The 16010-nt window shown below is 45.9% G+C and carries 20 protein-coding genes; 12 read left to right on the forward strand and 8 right to left on the reverse strand.

The window, feature by feature from the left end; genetic code table 11:
- Window positions 1-62 precede the first annotated feature (62 nt).
- Window positions 63-746 (reverse strand): hypothetical protein, encoded by a 684-nt coding sequence (locus tag VJ374_RS07620; protein WP_035408156.1) that lies wholly within the window; start codon window positions 744-746, stop codon window positions 63-65.
- A 124-nt stretch (window positions 747-870) separates the two neighbouring features.
- On the opposite strand from VJ374_RS07620, the gene VJ374_RS07625 reads away from it, so the two are divergent.
- Window positions 871-1944 (forward strand): threonine aldolase family protein, encoded by a 1074-nt coding sequence (locus tag VJ374_RS07625; protein WP_035408153.1) that lies wholly within the window; start codon window positions 871-873, stop codon window positions 1942-1944.
- Here VJ374_RS07625 and VJ374_RS07630 read toward each other — a convergent pair.
- On the reverse strand, window positions 1914-2321 hold the full coding sequence (locus VJ374_RS07630; protein WP_329470909.1) for a MerR family transcriptional regulator: 408 nt from the start codon (window positions 2319-2321) through the stop codon (window positions 1914-1916). The two genes, VJ374_RS07625 and VJ374_RS07630, sit on opposite strands and share 31 nt — an antisense overlap.
- 82 nt (window positions 2322-2403) lie before the next feature.
- On the opposite strand from VJ374_RS07630, the gene VJ374_RS07635 reads away from it, so the two are divergent.
- The 3 genes from VJ374_RS07635 to VJ374_RS07645 all read left to right on the forward strand — a co-directional run bounded on the left by VJ374_RS07635 (window position 2404) and on the right by VJ374_RS07645 (window position 4508).
- Window positions 2404-3153, forward strand: a complete 750-nt coding sequence (locus VJ374_RS07635) for an SDR family NAD(P)-dependent oxidoreductase (RefSeq protein ID WP_035408149.1) — start codon at window positions 2404-2406, stop codon at window positions 3151-3153.
- A 514-nt stretch (window positions 3154-3667) separates the two neighbouring features.
- The gene (locus VJ374_RS07640; RefSeq protein WP_035408148.1) at window positions 3668-4009 is read left to right on the forward strand and encodes a DUF3139 domain-containing protein; all 342 of its coding nucleotides are present in this window, start codon (window positions 3668-3670) and stop codon (window positions 4007-4009) included.
- 250 nt (window positions 4010-4259) lie between these two features.
- The gene (locus VJ374_RS07645) at window positions 4260-4508 is read left to right on the forward strand and encodes a hypothetical protein (RefSeq protein WP_308101482.1); all 249 of its coding nucleotides are present in this window, start codon (window positions 4260-4262) and stop codon (window positions 4506-4508) included.
- 66 nt (window positions 4509-4574) lie between these two features.
- On the opposite strand, the gene VJ374_RS07650 is transcribed toward VJ374_RS07645, so the two are convergent.
- Entirely contained in the window at window positions 4575-4901 is a 327-nt protein-coding gene (locus VJ374_RS07650) for a hypothetical protein (protein ID WP_308101483.1), read from the reverse strand.
- Window positions 4902-4972: 71 nt separating this feature from the next.
- Window positions 4973-5482, reverse strand: a complete 510-nt coding sequence (locus tag VJ374_RS07655; protein ID WP_308101484.1) for a hypothetical protein — start codon at window positions 5480-5482, stop codon at window positions 4973-4975.
- A gap of 137 nt (window positions 5483-5619) precedes the next feature.
- Between VJ374_RS07655 and VJ374_RS07660 the strand changes: the two genes are divergently transcribed.
- Both VJ374_RS07660 and VJ374_RS07665 read left to right on the forward strand, forming a co-directional pair.
- Window positions 5620-6024, forward strand: a complete 405-nt coding sequence (locus VJ374_RS07660) for a class I SAM-dependent methyltransferase (protein WP_329470913.1) — start codon at window positions 5620-5622, stop codon at window positions 6022-6024.
- 76 nt (window positions 6025-6100) lie between these two features.
- A complete protein-coding gene (locus VJ374_RS07665) occupies window positions 6101-7036 on the forward strand; it encodes a cation diffusion facilitator family transporter (protein ID WP_329470915.1) in 936 nt (311 codons plus the stop codon).
- A gap of 47 nt (window positions 7037-7083) precedes the next feature.
- Here VJ374_RS07665 and VJ374_RS07670 read toward each other — a convergent pair whose 3' ends face one another.
- Window positions 7084-7401 carry a hypothetical protein gene (locus VJ374_RS07670; RefSeq protein ID WP_023468204.1) on the reverse strand — a complete coding sequence of 106 codons (318 nt, stop codon included), beginning with the start codon at window positions 7399-7401 and terminating at the stop codon, window positions 7084-7086.
- 175 nt (window positions 7402-7576) lie between these two features.
- On the opposite strand from VJ374_RS07670, the gene VJ374_RS07675 reads away from it, so the two are divergent.
- From VJ374_RS07675 to VJ374_RS07690, 4 genes are all read left to right on the forward strand, one after another.
- Window positions 7577-8776 carry an MFS transporter gene (locus VJ374_RS07675; protein WP_329470918.1) on the forward strand — a complete coding sequence of 400 codons (1200 nt, stop codon included), beginning with the start codon at window positions 7577-7579 and terminating at the stop codon, window positions 8774-8776.
- 286 nt (window positions 8777-9062) lie between these two features.
- Window positions 9063-9233 (forward strand): hypothetical protein, encoded by a 171-nt coding sequence (locus VJ374_RS07680; protein WP_329470919.1) that lies wholly within the window; start codon window positions 9063-9065, stop codon window positions 9231-9233.
- Between the two features lie 75 nt (window positions 9234-9308).
- The gene (locus tag VJ374_RS07685) at window positions 9309-9701 is read left to right on the forward strand and encodes a hypothetical protein (RefSeq protein WP_329470922.1); all 393 of its coding nucleotides are present in this window, start codon (window positions 9309-9311) and stop codon (window positions 9699-9701) included.
- 23 nt (window positions 9702-9724) lie between these two features.
- Entirely contained in the window at window positions 9725-10465 is a 741-nt protein-coding gene (locus tag VJ374_RS07690; RefSeq protein ID WP_035408136.1) for a sugar nucleotide-binding protein, read from the forward strand.
- A gap of 49 nt (window positions 10466-10514) precedes the next feature.
- Here VJ374_RS07690 and VJ374_RS07695 read toward each other — a convergent pair whose 3' ends face one another.
- Window positions 10515-11654, reverse strand: a complete 1140-nt coding sequence (locus tag VJ374_RS07695; RefSeq protein WP_329470924.1) for a globin domain-containing protein — start codon at window positions 11652-11654, stop codon at window positions 10515-10517.
- A 139-nt stretch (window positions 11655-11793) separates the two neighbouring features.
- On the reverse strand, window positions 11794-13425 hold the full coding sequence (locus tag VJ374_RS07700; RefSeq protein WP_329470926.1) for an ABC transporter substrate-binding protein: 1632 nt from the start codon (window positions 13423-13425) through the stop codon (window positions 11794-11796).
- A 102-nt stretch (window positions 13426-13527) separates the two neighbouring features.
- On the opposite strand from VJ374_RS07700, the gene VJ374_RS07705 reads away from it, so the two are divergent.
- The gene (locus VJ374_RS07705) at window positions 13528-14763 is read left to right on the forward strand and encodes an MDR family MFS transporter (protein WP_329470928.1); all 1236 of its coding nucleotides are present in this window, start codon (window positions 13528-13530) and stop codon (window positions 14761-14763) included.
- A 15-nt stretch (window positions 14764-14778) separates the two neighbouring features.
- On the forward strand, window positions 14779-15342 hold the full coding sequence (locus VJ374_RS07710) for a GNAT family N-acetyltransferase (RefSeq protein ID WP_329470929.1): 564 nt from the start codon (window positions 14779-14781) through the stop codon (window positions 15340-15342).
- A 91-nt stretch (window positions 15343-15433) separates the two neighbouring features.
- On the opposite strand, the gene VJ374_RS07715 is transcribed toward VJ374_RS07710, so the two are convergent.
- Entirely contained in the window at window positions 15434-15949 is a 516-nt protein-coding gene (locus tag VJ374_RS07715) for a DinB family protein (RefSeq protein ID WP_308101494.1), read from the reverse strand.
- Window positions 15950-16010 lie beyond the last annotated feature (61 nt).

Genomic DNA, 16010 nt, shown 5'->3' on the forward strand with positions numbered 1-16010 from the left:
CCTCTTAAACTCCGCCAAAAAAACGCCAAGCTTCAATGAGCAAGGCGGAAGGAGAGAAAAATTCAAGATATCGAAGACTGGACATGGCATTTCTTTAAATATTGTTCCATAGCTTGGACGAAAAAGGTCAGTTGATGAGTGGAGATGACGGGTACCTTTCCGTACCGCACTTCAAAATAAAGCGGATCAACAGGTGACGGAAAAGCGATTCGCTCGAACCATTCCGTCACGGTCTCATGTGTCCTGCGCTGTAATGAAAACGGAAGTTGCTCATTAAAACGAACGAGTTGTTTTCGAATCGAGTCAGCAGGTAGGTCTTTTGTCTCGTAAACGAAAATCGGGAAGCGTGGTGGAAGTACATGACCCGATTCATCTAGTCGCGGACGACGCAACCACTGGAGATAGTGCCATAAAAACCAGCTACAAAACAGGAGAACGAGACATAAGATGAGAAGATAAGGAGGTGTCGTCACCGAAGAGTCAAAACCGGTCCGGAACCAAGGAGTAGGAGGATCGGCTTCACTAATCGTGACAGTACTTCCGTCTCCGCCGTATGAGGTTCCTTCCTCGACTGCACTAAACATCGATGCTTTCGGACCACAGCGATCAATGCAGTATGTATTTGTTGCTGGATCGATTCGTCCAAGTAGTGACGTGTAGAATGACGGGACGAATTGTTGGATGGCAAGCAGTAGAAGACAGACGATTGGAATAAGAAGCAACAGGCGAGTGCGGAGCGTTTGCACGATAGGGACACCTCCTTTGACGAGTACGTTTAACAGACGTTCGCTACACAGTATAGCAAAAGTGGAGATAGAATATTTTGATTTTTTCAAAAAATAGTCATTGATTTAGAAAGGAATGAATAGTATGGATTTACGATTGAGTTACCAAAAAACGACAAAACGATTGGATGGACACGGAAGTCGAACCATCGGAATATTACAAGAAGCGTTGCAAACCGTTTCTGCCGATCAACCAAGCGATATGTATGGAAACGGCGAATTGATTAAAACGTTCGAACGTAAGATAGCAGACTTACTCGGGCACGACGATGCGATCTTTTTTCCGAGCGGTACGATGGCGCAACAAATTGCGTTACGGATCTGGTCTGATGAACGGAATAATCGTAAGGTTGCCTACCATCCCCTTTGTCACCTCGAGATTCATGAGCAGGATGGGTTGAAGGAATTACACGGGATTAAACCAGTACTAGTCGGAGAAGTCGATCGCTTAATGACGATAGACGACGTCAAAGCCTTGCCGGACGTCAGCTGCCTGTTACTCGAACTGCCACAACGCGAACTCGGCGGACTGCTTCCGTCGCGTGAGGAACTTGAAATCATTTGCGCATATGCACGGGAACAAGGAATTCGTTTGCACTTGGATGGGGCACGCCTACTTGAAATCTTACCGTACTATGAGGCATCGGCAAAAGAAATCGCAGAGTTATTTGACAGTGTCTATATCTCTTTTTATAAAGGTCTTGGCGGCGTCGCAGGAGCGATCTTAGCCGGACCGGAAGCATTTTGTCGCGAGGCTCGCATCTGGAAACGTCGCTATGGCGGTGATTTGATTAGTCTCTATCCGTATATTCTATCCGCGGATCATTATTATGAACAACGAAAAGACCGGATGGCGGAGTACTATGTAGCCGCAAAAGCACTAGCGAGCAGCTTGAATGCGATACCAGGCATCTCGACTCGTCCCCTTGAGCCGGTCTCAAACATGTTTCATCTTTACTTTGAGGCAGATAAAGCAGTCGTCGAGGAAAAATTGATTGAAATCCAGTTGCACGGAAAAGTTGGTATCGCCGGCTATCTTGTCAAGAAAGAAAAAGGCTGCGCAACGGAAATCAATATCGGCGATAGTTTTCTTGCATTGACGACTGACGAACGCGAAAGCGTCTTTCGTCAATTGACGGAGGCGTTCTCAGAGGATTGAATGACATCAGGAGCGGGAATCGTAGGATGGAGGCGACGATAGGTGTCGACTTTTTCTGCGATCATTCGCTCCGTTTCTTGTAATGCTGCCAGTTGAGCTAAGACGTTTGCATGGTGTGCTTCAAACAACGCAAGGCGTTCGCGGGTCGTATCCTGCTCGCCGTGAGCAAGAAACAGTGACACATACGTACGGATTTGCTCGATCGGCATATGCGTTTCACGTAAGCGGAGGACAAATCGAAGCCACGTCACGTCTTGGTCGTCATAACGTCGTTGACCATTCTGGCGCTTCGGAAAGAGTAATCCTTCTTTCTCATAATAGCGAATCGTATGGGCACTCGTCATCGTCAGTCGACTGATTTCAGAAATCGTATACATGAATCTCACCTTTCTGCTTGACTTAGAGTTCACTCTAAGGATTAGACTCTGACTATACCAAATCGAAAAGGGGATATGCTAGATGAAGTACACGGTCATTACAGGAGCAAGTTCAGGAATTGGGTATGAGACGGCAAAACTACTCGCAGGAAAAGGAAAGTCACTCGTCCTCGTCGCGCGCCGGACGTCAGAGCTCGAAAAACTTCGGGATGAAGTCAAACAGATTTCACCAGACAGTGATGTCATCCTCAAGTCGATCGACCTTTCTGATAACCAAAACGTTCATGATCTTTATGAAGGCTTAAAAGAACTTGAAATTGAAACATGGATCAATAATGCTGGGTTTGGTGATTTTGATCTCGTCCAGGATATCGATCTCGGGAAAATCGAAAAGATGCTCCGCTTGAACATCGAGGCGCTGACGATTCTGTCGAGCCTGTTCGTCCGCGACCATCATGATGTCGAAGGAACGACGCTCGTCAATATCTCGTCAGCTGGCGGCTACCGGATCGTACCGAATGCCGTCACGTACTGCGCGACGAAGTTCTATGTCAGTGCCTATACGGAAGGACTCGCGCAAGAACTGCAAAAAGGCGGCGCAAAACTCCGGGCGAAAGTGCTCGCACCAGCTGCGACTGAGACAGAGTTCGCCGATCGTTCGCGTGGCGAAGTAGGGTTCGACTACAGCAAGAACGTCAAGAAATATCATACGGCAGCAGAAATGGCAGGCTTCCTGCATCAGTTAATCGAAAGTGATGCAATCGTCGGGATTGTCGACGGTGAGACGTATGAATTCGAATTGCGTGGTCCATTGTTCAATTACGCAGGATAAAAACTAAGTAAGGTCCCTTTTTCAAATGAAAAAGGGACCTTATTTATGTAAGCATAATTTATACGAATTTCATGAATGCATCAAAAAAAGACATCAATTACTTATTTTTTTAAAGATTTTTTTCGCTAACTTCCATACGACATAGACGACTGCGCCGATGATCAAAAGATTTATCAGAGCGCCGAAAATCATGAATTGTTCCACGATTCAACCAACTTTCTACACTTTTTTAGAGGCGTAAGCATCTTATTTACGTGAGAACCTCAAGCCTATAAAGAATAACGCCATTAGAACTATTGCAATGTTCACGGCTAATGTTAATCGCTCATTATCAATCACTCGACCATTTAAGAAGTTCAAAGTAAGAACAATCAACATAAATAACAATAAAAAGTATTTTATGGATTTTTTTATCATAAATGACTTCCTTTTTTTGTGTTCTTCTATTAGTTTATACATATCGACATTTTAAAAACAGGGGGAATATCTAAAAACGAACCGTTGGAGTGATGAAATGAAACGAACCTTTATATCGATTACGTTATTGATGATTCTAGGAGTCGGCATCATCGGTGCTTCAGCCTATAAGTCGTTGTACTATGATGAAAAACAAGAGGTCACTCAGTCAATCAATCACTATCTGACGCGACAGAATTATATGACACACGTGAAGAACAAAGAAATTCGCTATGATACGAGCACAGGTGAATTCTTCGCACGCGTCGTGTTCGAAGATGAACCGAATAATGAATATGAGATTTATCAATCGGGATCGAGTCATATTGACGTCACGGGATATAAAGACGGCGTACAGATTACGAACAAACAAGAAGGACGGTATATTTCAAAGGATTGACAACACGTTAAATCCATTGAAGAAACGAGGTGATAGAATGAAAAACATGATCTTTTTAGGAAGCGTCGTTGCGCTACTAACGGTACTTTTTTCACTTCATTACGGAGTACACCTTATCGATGATACAACGCTTAAAATATCTTTGTTGATTTCGCTAATCGTTGTGTTGATTGCGCGGAAGAAATGGAAGATTACGTTTACTACAGCGGAATGATCTTGAGAGTGTATGAAGGATTGGGAGAGATAAAGGATGAATGAGAATGAATTCTTTGACTGGAAAATCAGTTTGGATGATGAACTATATGCCGTCATTGATGAGAAGGCGAGAAAAATGGTAGTCATGGGAAACTTCATCGAACTAACTGCAGTCTTGTGGTTGGATCAAAAAGACACACTGCAATTAAAGCCGACGTGGGATTGTGTCATATCCATCGATGATGCTGCAAAACAGATTACGATCCGCTCGGCAGAATCATTGAACATGAAAGAAGAATGTTAAGTTACCAAAAACGAGTCCATTCACGAAATTCGTGGAGAGGCCTCGTTTTTGATTTGAAAAGACAAGTTACTTTAATTCATGTTGACCAGGGACAGTCACTTCAACATTATGCTGGTCGTATACGGTCGTCAGTACATGCCCCTCAATGATTTCATAGTAGTATGTATGATCCAGTTCATTCGTATATGTGATTTTCATCTCATATCTTCCAGTTTTTGAATCATAGACCGTTTCTTTTTTAGAGATATCCTGATCGTATCCTGTTTCAGCCAACAAACGTTCAATCTTGATTTCCGTAATCACCTTAGATCCTAATCGATATGTTGGATAGGCGACAATTAGCATGACGAGAACGACAAGGGTATAGACTAGTGGACGTACTTCTTTTTTCATGCGATCACATCCCGTCAATTTGATGGTATAGATATAAAAGTCGTTCGAAAAAGGTCGCTCGTCTGCGTCATTTAACGAAATCGAATTATTTGTATCAAACGAATCATGGTAGAAAGAAGAAGATACAAAGCGGACGCGGTCATTAATACCAAACAGATATATATCAGAAATGTGTTCAGATTAAAAAATTGTGAGTTTAGATAAATGGAGAATCCGACTAAAACATCATCGATGTAATCTAAAGCTAATCTGGCATCAATCATTTGTTGTCTTTTGAGATGCTGATATGTAACGTAGCTTTCCCGCTGATGAAAATAACCGATGTAAGTATAGATAGCGGCTAAAATGATCGTAGTCATCAAAGAGAGGGGACGAGCGTCAATCAAATAAAAAAGAACGATGATTCCTAATACGATAAGTGGAAACAGGAAAACGATGATGTAAGCAAATAAAATTCCTGGATTGCCGTTTCCGCTGATCTGATGAGAACTTACTTCAAATCCATGTCCTGCCCAGAAGAAAAAAGCACAAATCGTTATTAACACTAACAAGACAATCTGTAACTGTTTCAAACGGTTCATTTGCTGACTCCCTCCATAAAAAAACGTCTATGTATAGTATTACATGTTTCTCTGATTTCATAGTGTTAGGTTTCAGTGATAAGGGATATCGGAAATTTACTTTTCAATCATTCTCCTTTCGCAAACGGACGCAACGCATGTTACGGGACTTGATCTCTTCGAAAACAATGGTTCGTTCTGCGACGCTTCGTAATCGACAAGCCATTCAAGCAAACCGAGCGACGATTCAGCGAGCCAATCTGAATCACTTGAAGTTAGTGCATGAGACGGTCAATGGTATTTATAGTATTTATACGATCTATTTTTGGAAATCCGTCGATCGAACGCTTCAAGAAATGTATCGAGCCTTACGACCAGACGGACGATTCGTTTTAACATACTGTGATGGAAAAGCAGGGGAAGAGGGGGAAGAACTACATGAGCGGATCGAACGGGAATTCATCCCGCTTGCAAACAAAATGGGATTCGAATCAGTCATTTTGAAACGTGGACCAGTCATTCGTTCGTTTCATACGGTAGCGCTTGTGGGATATAAAGGATGAGCCCGTTGACCAAAGAACAGTGGCACGTTATAATTCAAATAGACGTTTGAATGAAAGGTAAAAGGGGGGCAATGTCATGGCACATGATCATCATCATCACCATCATCATACGGACAATAAAAAGGTACTCGGCCTGTCGTTCCTGATCATTACTGTGTTCATGATCGTCGAGGTCATCGGCGGGATTTGGACGAACAGTTTGGCATTGTTATCAGACGCCGGGCACATGTTAAGTGATTCGATTTCACTTGCGATTGCCCTGTTAGCCTTCCAGTTCTCGAGTCAAGCACCGGATGCGAACAAGACGTTCGGTTCAAAACGCTTTGAAATCTTAGCCGCAATCCTAAATGGCGTGACGCTGATTGTCATCGCTCTCTATATTTTCATTGAAGCCATTCAACGCTTCATCGATCCACCCGCTGTCGCAACGACGGGGATGCTGATCATTAGTGTCCTCGGGTTGCTCGTCAACATTTTAGTTGCCTGGATCATGACACGCGGCGGTGGGCACGAACATAACCTCAACATGCGCGGTGCGTATCTGCACGTCTTAAGCGACATGCTCGGATCGGTCGGTGCGATTGTAGCCGCCTTGCTGATCCTATTCTTCGGTTGGGGATGGGCGGATCCACTTGCGAGTATCATCGTAGCGATCCTCGTCTTACGGAGCGGTTATTACGTGACGAAGGCGTCCGTTCACGTCTTGATGGAAGGAACGCCGAGTGATGTCGACATTGATGAGGTCGTTTCGACGATTCAGACGAACGAAGCCGTTCTCGGACTACATGATCTACACATCTGGTCGATCACGAGTGGTTATAATGCGTTATCGTGTCACGTCGTCGTCAAGGAGAACATGACCGTCCGGGAGTCGGAGTCGATTCGCGAACAGATTGATCACGACTTAAAACATGTCGGCATTACCCACGCGACCATCCAGGTCGAGACGGATCAACACGCACATGGCAATACGTTGTATTGTGACGGCAAACACGAATCGCATACGCATTAAAAAACGAGCACTCGTCCAAAGTCGGACATGTGCTCGTTTGCTTATGCTCAAATGATCGGCACCGTTGGTAGAAACAGCGTCGCGAACAGACTGATACTCAAGAACATCGAGTATCCGAAAAAGGTCGTTTTGGCATTTCCAGCAGCTCGGTTACCTAAGTACATGAAAAAGACGATGGATAAGAACGTCAAACCCGTCAATACGGACGAGTGGTGTTGATCCGGCGAAGGAGCAAGCGACTGGACAAGATGCGCGAGACCAAGCGGCAGGACAATCAAAAGAAAGTAGTAGCCTAGACGTGCCTCAGACGGGACGTCGACCTGTTCCTGTTCGGTTTCATAGTCATAACGCGTTTGCGTTTTCATGGATCTTCACCTCCCTATGCGTTTTAGTATAGCGAATGAACATGTCGGCTCTGTTACAGACGGGTAAGAATGCCTTAACAGACGATGACGATGTGATGACGAAAAAAGAATGGGCAGCAATTGAGAAAAATTGTAAGATGAACAAGAAGTCGTTTTAGGAAAGGAATAAAGCATCATGTCACGTGCGTTTCGTTTTATGTATGTCTCCGATTTGTTATCGACTGTCGGGACGAGTTTTGTTTATATTGCGATTTACTGGTTGAGCGCGGAACAGATTAGTGCTTCAGGTGTCGCCTTGCTTGCAACAGGTGTGTTTTTGATTCGTTTTCTCGTCTCAACGTTCGTTGGACCGTGGATTGACCGTTTCGTCAGCGCATCGTTGTATCAAACGTCCTTACTCATTCGCTTGCTAGCGCTTGGTATTACGTTAGTGGGAATCGGTCTGACAGACGTCGTCTTACCGTGGTTACTCGGCTTGCTCGTCGTTCAGACGATCTTACAAATCGTCGGCGGTAATGCTGTCTTCACGTGGGTCGTTGATTTAGTCGAAGATGACCAATTGCCGCAAGCGAATGCTTATCTCGCAACAATCGAACGGATCGGGACGTTAAGTGGATTCTTACTTGGTGGGATGATGATTGCCCACTTCTCGATTGCGAGTATCTTGTGGCTCGATCTAGGACTGCATCTCGTTGCTTGGTTACTCGTCCGACACATGACGGGACAAGTCGCAGAAGGAGCGCGTGTCGGATCGTACCGCGAAGCGTTGCTCGAAGGGGTTCATTACGTCGCGCGTGACGGTCGCTTAAAATGGATCCTTGGTTGTGCGATCCTTGCGAACTGGATGATCACACCGATGAATACCTTACTTGCGCCATATGCCAAGAACGTCTTATCGGGGAATGCCCAAACATTTTCCGCACTTGAGCTAGCGACGGTGATCGGGGGGATCACGATGTCGCTCCTTTACGGGAAGTGGGTCGTCTCGATCAGACAGGATAAGCTGTTTCGGATCGCAGTCGTGCTGCAAGGACTCGCGATTGCAATCGTTGCTTATATGTCGTCCGTGCCCCTTGCGATTGGCGGATTCGTTTTACTCGGCATGGCGCTGACATTGTTCGGGATTCCGTTTGCGACCTTGTTACAACGCTCGACGCCTGCGCACTTGCTCGGACGGGTTCGAACAGCGATGGTCGCAGCATCAACGGCGTGTTCTGCACTCTGTTACGGATTATCATCGTACTTGACGTCGCTCTTTAACATCTCGTTTGTTTTCCTACTGTTTTCCTTAAGTGGTCTCGTGTTGACAGCTATCTGGTTACTCATTCATCGTAACGTTTCCTTTACCGAGGCACGACAGGACAAGGTCGGATGAAATATCCGCCTTGAGGTGGAGGTAAGCGGTTTCGCGCTTATGTACACTAGAGATAGAAATGAACGATGAGGAGTGGAGTCGATGGAGAGTTTATGGATCACGGCATTATTGTTTTTGATTCCGATCAGTGGGATGACGGTCTTCTTGAATGTACTGTGGCGCCGAATGGCAACGGAAGGTGTTTCGGAGTAAAATTAGGATGAAAGTAACAAGAACTTGAACACCTTGTTCAGGTTCTTTTTTTAGTGAAGTGAGTATGATGTCTTGATTATGGGGAATGAACAACATGAAGAAAATGAGTCCGCTACAAATCGATCAATTGGATATCTTCTTTTATTGGATCGTCGAACAAAGAAGAGAAACAATCGAGCAATTTTACATACGTAGCAACGAAAACTTTTTAGAACACGAATTACTGAAAGAGCGTTTACCGGATAAGGTAGTATTTCGTGCCTGAACGGCTGACAAAACCATGTTTCGCTCGTTTGATTTTGTCTGGAGTCACTGGGATACAAACTATGAGTATTTTTTCATGCTGAGACAAAATTGGCAGATCATTTGGGAATGGTTTTACCAGAAGCATTTATATGACGAAACCCCTTTTCAAGTGTATCCTTCCTCGATTGACGAGACACGAAATCGATATGGTGAAGCGAGTGAACAATTCCAGACCGAAATGAGGCAGTTGCCTGCCGTCAAAGAAGAAGAATATCTGTATTGGGAAGTAAACGATTTTTCAAGCAATCACTATGATTTGATGAGTCTTGTCTTAGATTTTGAGGAGGATCGTCATAACACTGAGGAAGTCATGCGAAACGATGGATTATACTATGAAGAGGTACTGAATACATGGATCGATCTCGCTTATTCGTTACCAGCGATAGGTCGAGCGATTCAAAGTTTAGACATCAATCAAAATGAGTAGATGACAAGAGAGGATGGATCATCATGAAAGCGATTATTACAGGCATGAATGGTACGGTAGCGCCTGTCGTTGCGGACGTCTTAGCAAAGCACGATATCGAGACAGTCGCGTGGGATCGGACGAAAGTCTCAACGACTGACGAGTCTCAGATGCGGACGTTTTTAGAAACGGAACGACCGGATTATTTCCTACATATTGGGATGGGGTCCGTCAGTTGGACGGAAGCGCTCGTCCGTTTGTGCCAGGAATATCAGATTCCGTTCTTTTTCACGAGTACAGTATCTGTTTTTTCGGACGACGTACCAGCACCGATTGAAAAGGACGCTGTACCGGATGCGACCGATGAGTATGGTGCCTATAAGATTGCTTGCGAGCAAGCGATTCAAGCAATTGATCCTCAAGCAAAAATCGTCCGAATCGGCTGGCAGATCGGGACGGAGGCAGGTTCGAACAACATGGTCGACTTCTTCACGAACGAGATGAAGCAACACGGTGTCATTCAAGCAAGTCGAAACTGGTATCCGTCGAGTTCGTTGCTTGAAGATACAGCAGAAGCGCTCGTTACGATTTTACTTGAACGCGAAGCGGGGCTTTATCAGTTGAACGGAAACGATCGTTATTCGATGTACGATTTAGCACATGCCTTAAATACACTCCACGCGAAAAACTGGACGATTGAACCAGTCGATGAACCGCGCCGGGATAACCGGATGGCGACAGATGTCGTTTTGGTCCGTTCGTTGTCAGAACGATTGCCACTCTAATCAAACATCCCGCTCTCCTTGACGTGTATCAAAGAGAGCGGGATGTTTTTTACTGCGTGACTGGCGTTTCCGCGGCAAAAGCGAGTGCCGGTCCAAAGATTTCGTAATGCAGTTTGTCCGAAGACGCCGTGAAGTGTTTAATGACGTATTGAATCATCGCTTCCGGCCCACAGACGTATGTCGGATCCGTGATGCCTGCGATAACGTCTTTCGGCAGGCGACCTACTTGATCCGTCGCCTGATGCTCTGCGTAGCGAATGACGCGTGCGCCACGCTGCTCAAGCAAGGCAAGTTGCTCGTTAAATGGACGATTGCGTTCGTCTTGGACGGCGTGATGTAACGTTACCTGTCGACCAGCAGCTAAAGATTCGTCTGCCATCGCAAGCATCGGTGTGATGCCGATTCCACCAGCAATCAGAACGACGGGTTCACCTGATGCATCAAGCGTGAAGGCCCCAGCTGGCGCACTGATTAACACCGTGTCACCGATTCGAGCTGCATGTAAGTAGTTCGAGACGATGCCTTCTCGTTTGACACCAATCGTATAAGTCGTCGTGTTTGATGCCGTCGTCAGACTGTACTGACGATTGTGCCATAAGCCGTCGCTATCTTGAATCCGTATCGTGATGTATTGCCCTGCTCGATAATCAGGGAGCGGATTGTCCGTTTTGAAAGTCAGCGAGCGGATGCCGTCTGCTTGTTCCTGGATATCCGAAATCTTGACGGACTGATAACCGGAAAAGTCTTTCGCCTGTTCGTCCTGCGTGTATAGTTCGGCTTCGAGTGTGATGAACAAATCGGCAATCTCCCCGTACGCTTCACCCCACGCTTGCAGGATTGCAGGCGTTGCGGCTTCCCCTAAGACGTCTTGCATCGCTCCGAGTAATTCTTGACCGACGAGTGGATACATCTCCGGCTTGATTTGTAGACTCCGGTGTTTATGCAGCACTGGTAATAAGACTGGTTTTAACGTCTCGAGTCGATCGATGTGAGCAGCAGCGGCATAAACGGCTGTAGCGAGTGCTTGCGATTGTCGGTCACTCCGTTGATTCGATTGATTGAAGACATGTTTGAGTTCTGGATGAGCTTGAAATAAACGTTGATAAAAGACTTTCGTAATTGCGGCGCCATGCGATGCAAGGACCGGGACGGTTGATTGAACGATTTGAATGGTAGAGGTTGATAACATAAGACCACTTCCTTTTCACTAAGTAATGAACACAGTCTTAGTATTTCGTAGCCTCGTCATTAATACAACATTTAAAATACTAGATTAAAGAACTTCGTGCGTTTTGTCACAAGCAAGTCAAAATATCGACAAGGATTCGTCACGATTGATTGGATATCCAGAGCTTTGAGAAATCAAAATAACCGAATGAATCAATTGTGATATTTTGCAGCTCGATCGGATACGGAATTAGTCGTGTATCGTGATAGAACGGGATGAAATACGATTCGTTAATCAAGTAGCGTTCGATTGCTTGATGAATCGGAAGCCAGTCTTCGAACGGTGTTGTATCGTATTGTTCAATCCATGTCAGCATCTCGGGCATCTGCTGAAATAGCCGGATCGGTGGTGAAAAAGTATTCGTCATGAACTGATAGAAGGCGTACTGGACATTCCGCTCGAACACTTCGGCATGAATGGCGAGATCGATCGTATCGTAGACATGAAAATCCGTAATACTCTCTTCGAATCCGACTTCGACGAACTCATACGGAATCCCGTCCTGATCAAATCGCTGACAGAGCCAACGTGTTATTTTGTCCGTAAAATCAGTCAACTTGATCCGGATCGGTTGCGTGAACAAAACAGCAGGACCGTCCGGGACGGTATACGATGGACTATAGGACTCAAGAAAACCAGAGTCGTTCGGTTGTGTCCGTTCATGGAAGTCATGAATGCCATCACGGACTTCCGTGATGAGCCGGTGGATATAATGTCGCGCTGCTTTTGATTCAAACGGACCACCGGCGCGTGGATGGAGAAAGACGAGACCAAATCCGGACTGCGTCGCGATCGTATCAATCGGACTGGAGTCAGATGCTGATGTCCGGTAGACCGGGTCATATTGCTCCGGCATCTGGATGAACTCAATTCGGTCGAGCAGGGCGCGGATGCCAAAGTAATTCGGAAATGCCGTCAGAACGGTTTTCTTATCGTCATGTTGCGTGAGTTGAAATGGTCCCGTTCCAATGCCATCTTTGATGATGCTCGTATGTATCGAGGCGAGCTGCGGCAAAATCGAACTCCTGCGCTGATCGAGTGTGAGATCGACCCGGTACGGACCGTTTGAGACGATATGTTTGACGTGCCGATAAGAAGAGGCATAAGCCGGATAGTTGATCAGAGCACGGAGACTCTTCGTCACTTCCTTACTCGACAGGAGGGAACCATCATGAAAGCGGACGTCCTTACGTAAGAAGAGACTGAGCATCGGACCATTCCAGGCATAGTGATGTGCCAGTTCGCCTTGGATGTTGCCGTCGACGTCAATCGTAAACAAACGGTTGAAGACGTTTTGGACGAGGTGAGCACTATGAATGTCAGCTGCTTCTAACGGGTGTGTCGTCAAGAAGTTGCGTTTCCGAGGAATCAGCAAGGCGTCCGATGTCGTTTGCGTATAGCCGAACTTTCGCTCGAGTTGGCGCATGAAGCGTCCTGCTTGGGCCGGTGACCAGTCCCACGACAGTTCTTCCGTCACTGATTCGATCGAATCACGGTCGATCCGCTCGAGCATCCGTTTCGCATACTCCCGTTCGACGTGGCGTAACCAGACGAGTTCACTTAAGTTGCCCCGTCCGCGACCACTCGTGTAATTCATCCAGCCGTCTTCCTGCCATTTATTAAGATATCGTTTCGTTTGTTTAGGACTTAAATGGATCGCTTCCGCGAGTGTCGTGATCGGATAATGTCCATTTCGGCAAGTCTTCCATAACATAAAAAGATAAGCATCCATCGTACTTCTCCTCCTTAAAAGGGGACATCTTTTTTATATGACGTCCATTTTTCTTATGTATTGTCTTGTTTATGATACAGGTAGAGAATGGAAGGTGACAATATGAAATGGAAAGAAATACCGAAACCAATTAAAGTACGTCTCATCACATCGTTTTTCAACCGCGCTGTCTCGTTTTCGATCATGCCGTTCATGGCTCTCTTGTTCGTCAAGGCATTCAACGAAGTCATCGCCGGTGCGTTTTTGATCGCGATGGTCTTCGTCAGCTTCATCACCAATCTACTCGGCGGATATCTCGCCGACCGCTTCTCTCGTAAACGCCTACTCGTCACGACATCTGCGCTCACGGCGTTGACGTTCATCACGATGGCGATCTCGTTGACGCTCGACTGGATGCTGTTGTTCATGGTCATTTACGCCGTCTTCTCGGTGACGAGTAATCTTGGTCGTCCGGCAATGGGGGCGATCATCATCGATGCGACGACGAAGGAGAACCGCCAAGCGGTCTATGCGCTCGACTACTGGTTGGTCAATCTCTCGATCGCCATCGGAACAGCGCTCGGGGGCTGGCTCTACGTCAGCAATCAATTGCTGTTGTTTTGGATCTTGAGCTTTACGTCGTCCGTTTTACCGATCGCGTACTACCTGTTTCTCGACGACACACCGCGAACGTGGCAACGTCAGAAACTACGTGGTGTCATCACGGATATCTTTACAAGCTATCAACTCGCTTGGCGGGACCGTCCGTTCGTTAAGGTCGTCTTTGGTTCGATGTGTATCTTAGCGGCTGAGTTTTCGATGGGGAGTTACGTCGCCGTCCGCCTCGCTGATTCGTTTGAACCACTATCGTTTGCCGGGTGGTCGATCAACGGGGTTCGGATGATGAGTATCATCAACATCGAAAATACGTTGCTCGTCGTCACGTTGACGTTCGTCGTCCAGCGGCTTGCGAAGCGTCTTTCTCCGCGCCGGACGCTCGCTGCAGGTCTGATGCTGTACACGATCGGTTACGTTGTCGTGACGAGTGCCAACAGTATGACGGCACTGATGCTTTTTATCTTCATTGCAACGATCGGCGAGTTGCTCTACTCCCCGGTCTTAAACACACAAAAAGCGAACATGATGCCGGCGGATCAACGCGGGGCGTACTCAGCCTTCGCCGGAACGTCATTCGCAGGAGCTGATTTGCTTTCTCGGTCGACGATTTTAGTTGGGACATTTTTAATCCCGTCGATGATGAGTGTTTACCTCGGATTGATTCTTTTGACGGGCTTTGGTTTAGTCTATACAAGTCTGTTCGTGAAGGAATCGGTCGAACGACAGCGAAACGTATCATAATAAGGGGGAATACAGATGCACTTACCAGATACGATAGAAACACCACGGCACGTGTTGCGTCGTTGGCAAGAAGACGATGCAGCAGCACTTTACGCTTACGCGAAGGATCCGAATGTCGGACCGAAGGCAGGCTGGGCACCGCATGCGTCGCTTGGCGAAAGCCGCGAAGTGATCGGGATATTTCAAGCGTCGCCCGGCGAGTATGCCGTGACCGATAAGGAGACGGGGGCAGTCATCGGGAGCTTCGGATTTCACTTTAATCGTCGGCCGGACGATTCAATCACCCATGACCGTCAAGTCGAGATCGGCTATGTCCTCGCGCCTAACTACTGGGGAGAAGGGCGGATGCCGGAAATCGTTGAAGCAATGATTGATTTCATCTTCCGGGAACTGCCGATCGATGTCGTTTGGTGTGGTCACTTTGATTTTAATGACCAGTCACGCCGTGTCGTTGAGAAACTCGGTTTTACACCTGTTCTTGACCGACCATTCGTATTAGAGCGAATTGACGGACGGACCGTGACGAGCCATGTCTACAACTGGACGCGTGAGCGGTATGAAGCAATACAAGGGAATTGATAAATAGATAAAATAAGATGGCGTGCACCGGTGCACGCCATCTTATTTTATATAGTGATTTCTGAATAGACATAAAAACGAACACATTCTGTTATGGCTTGACTTTCATATCTTCGTACCAAAAAAGAGAATAATCCATCATCAATGAGGATTCATTTTGTTGCCTTAACATGGTAGTAATGTTCCCTAGGTGATACGTACCGTGATTGGCTACATGTAAAAGAATTTCTTCAAAAGTCGTTTCCCGTGGACCAGACCAAGGATTATCCACATGTATCGCCATAGTAAGATTTGATTTCTGATTTATAAATAGTTGATACTTTGATGCTATATTTTTGAATGCTGTTTTGAATTCTTCAATTGTATATGCATCAGTTAATGGTAATTGACTCATCGCATCTTGTAGCGCTTGTTGAAATTCTACTTTTTCTAAAACATGAATCCACATAGTATCAACTGCAAGAATATGACTAAGCGTTTTAGCAATTGTCGGATAAGAGCTTTTCACCTCTTTATTTAATAGATTTTCAGGTAATGCATCCATATGATCTAACATCAACTGCATCGCCCAGTTGTGATATTCATACATCGTTTTTCCGGCATTCATCCAAATCGCTCCTTTAATTGTAGTAAGAACTGTCTAACTACGTTCATTATAAAAAAGGATA

It is taken from the genome of Exiguobacterium sp. 9-2, from assembly GCF_036287235.1.
Classification (GTDB): domain Bacteria; phylum Bacillota; class Bacilli; order Exiguobacteriales; family Exiguobacteriaceae; genus Exiguobacterium_A.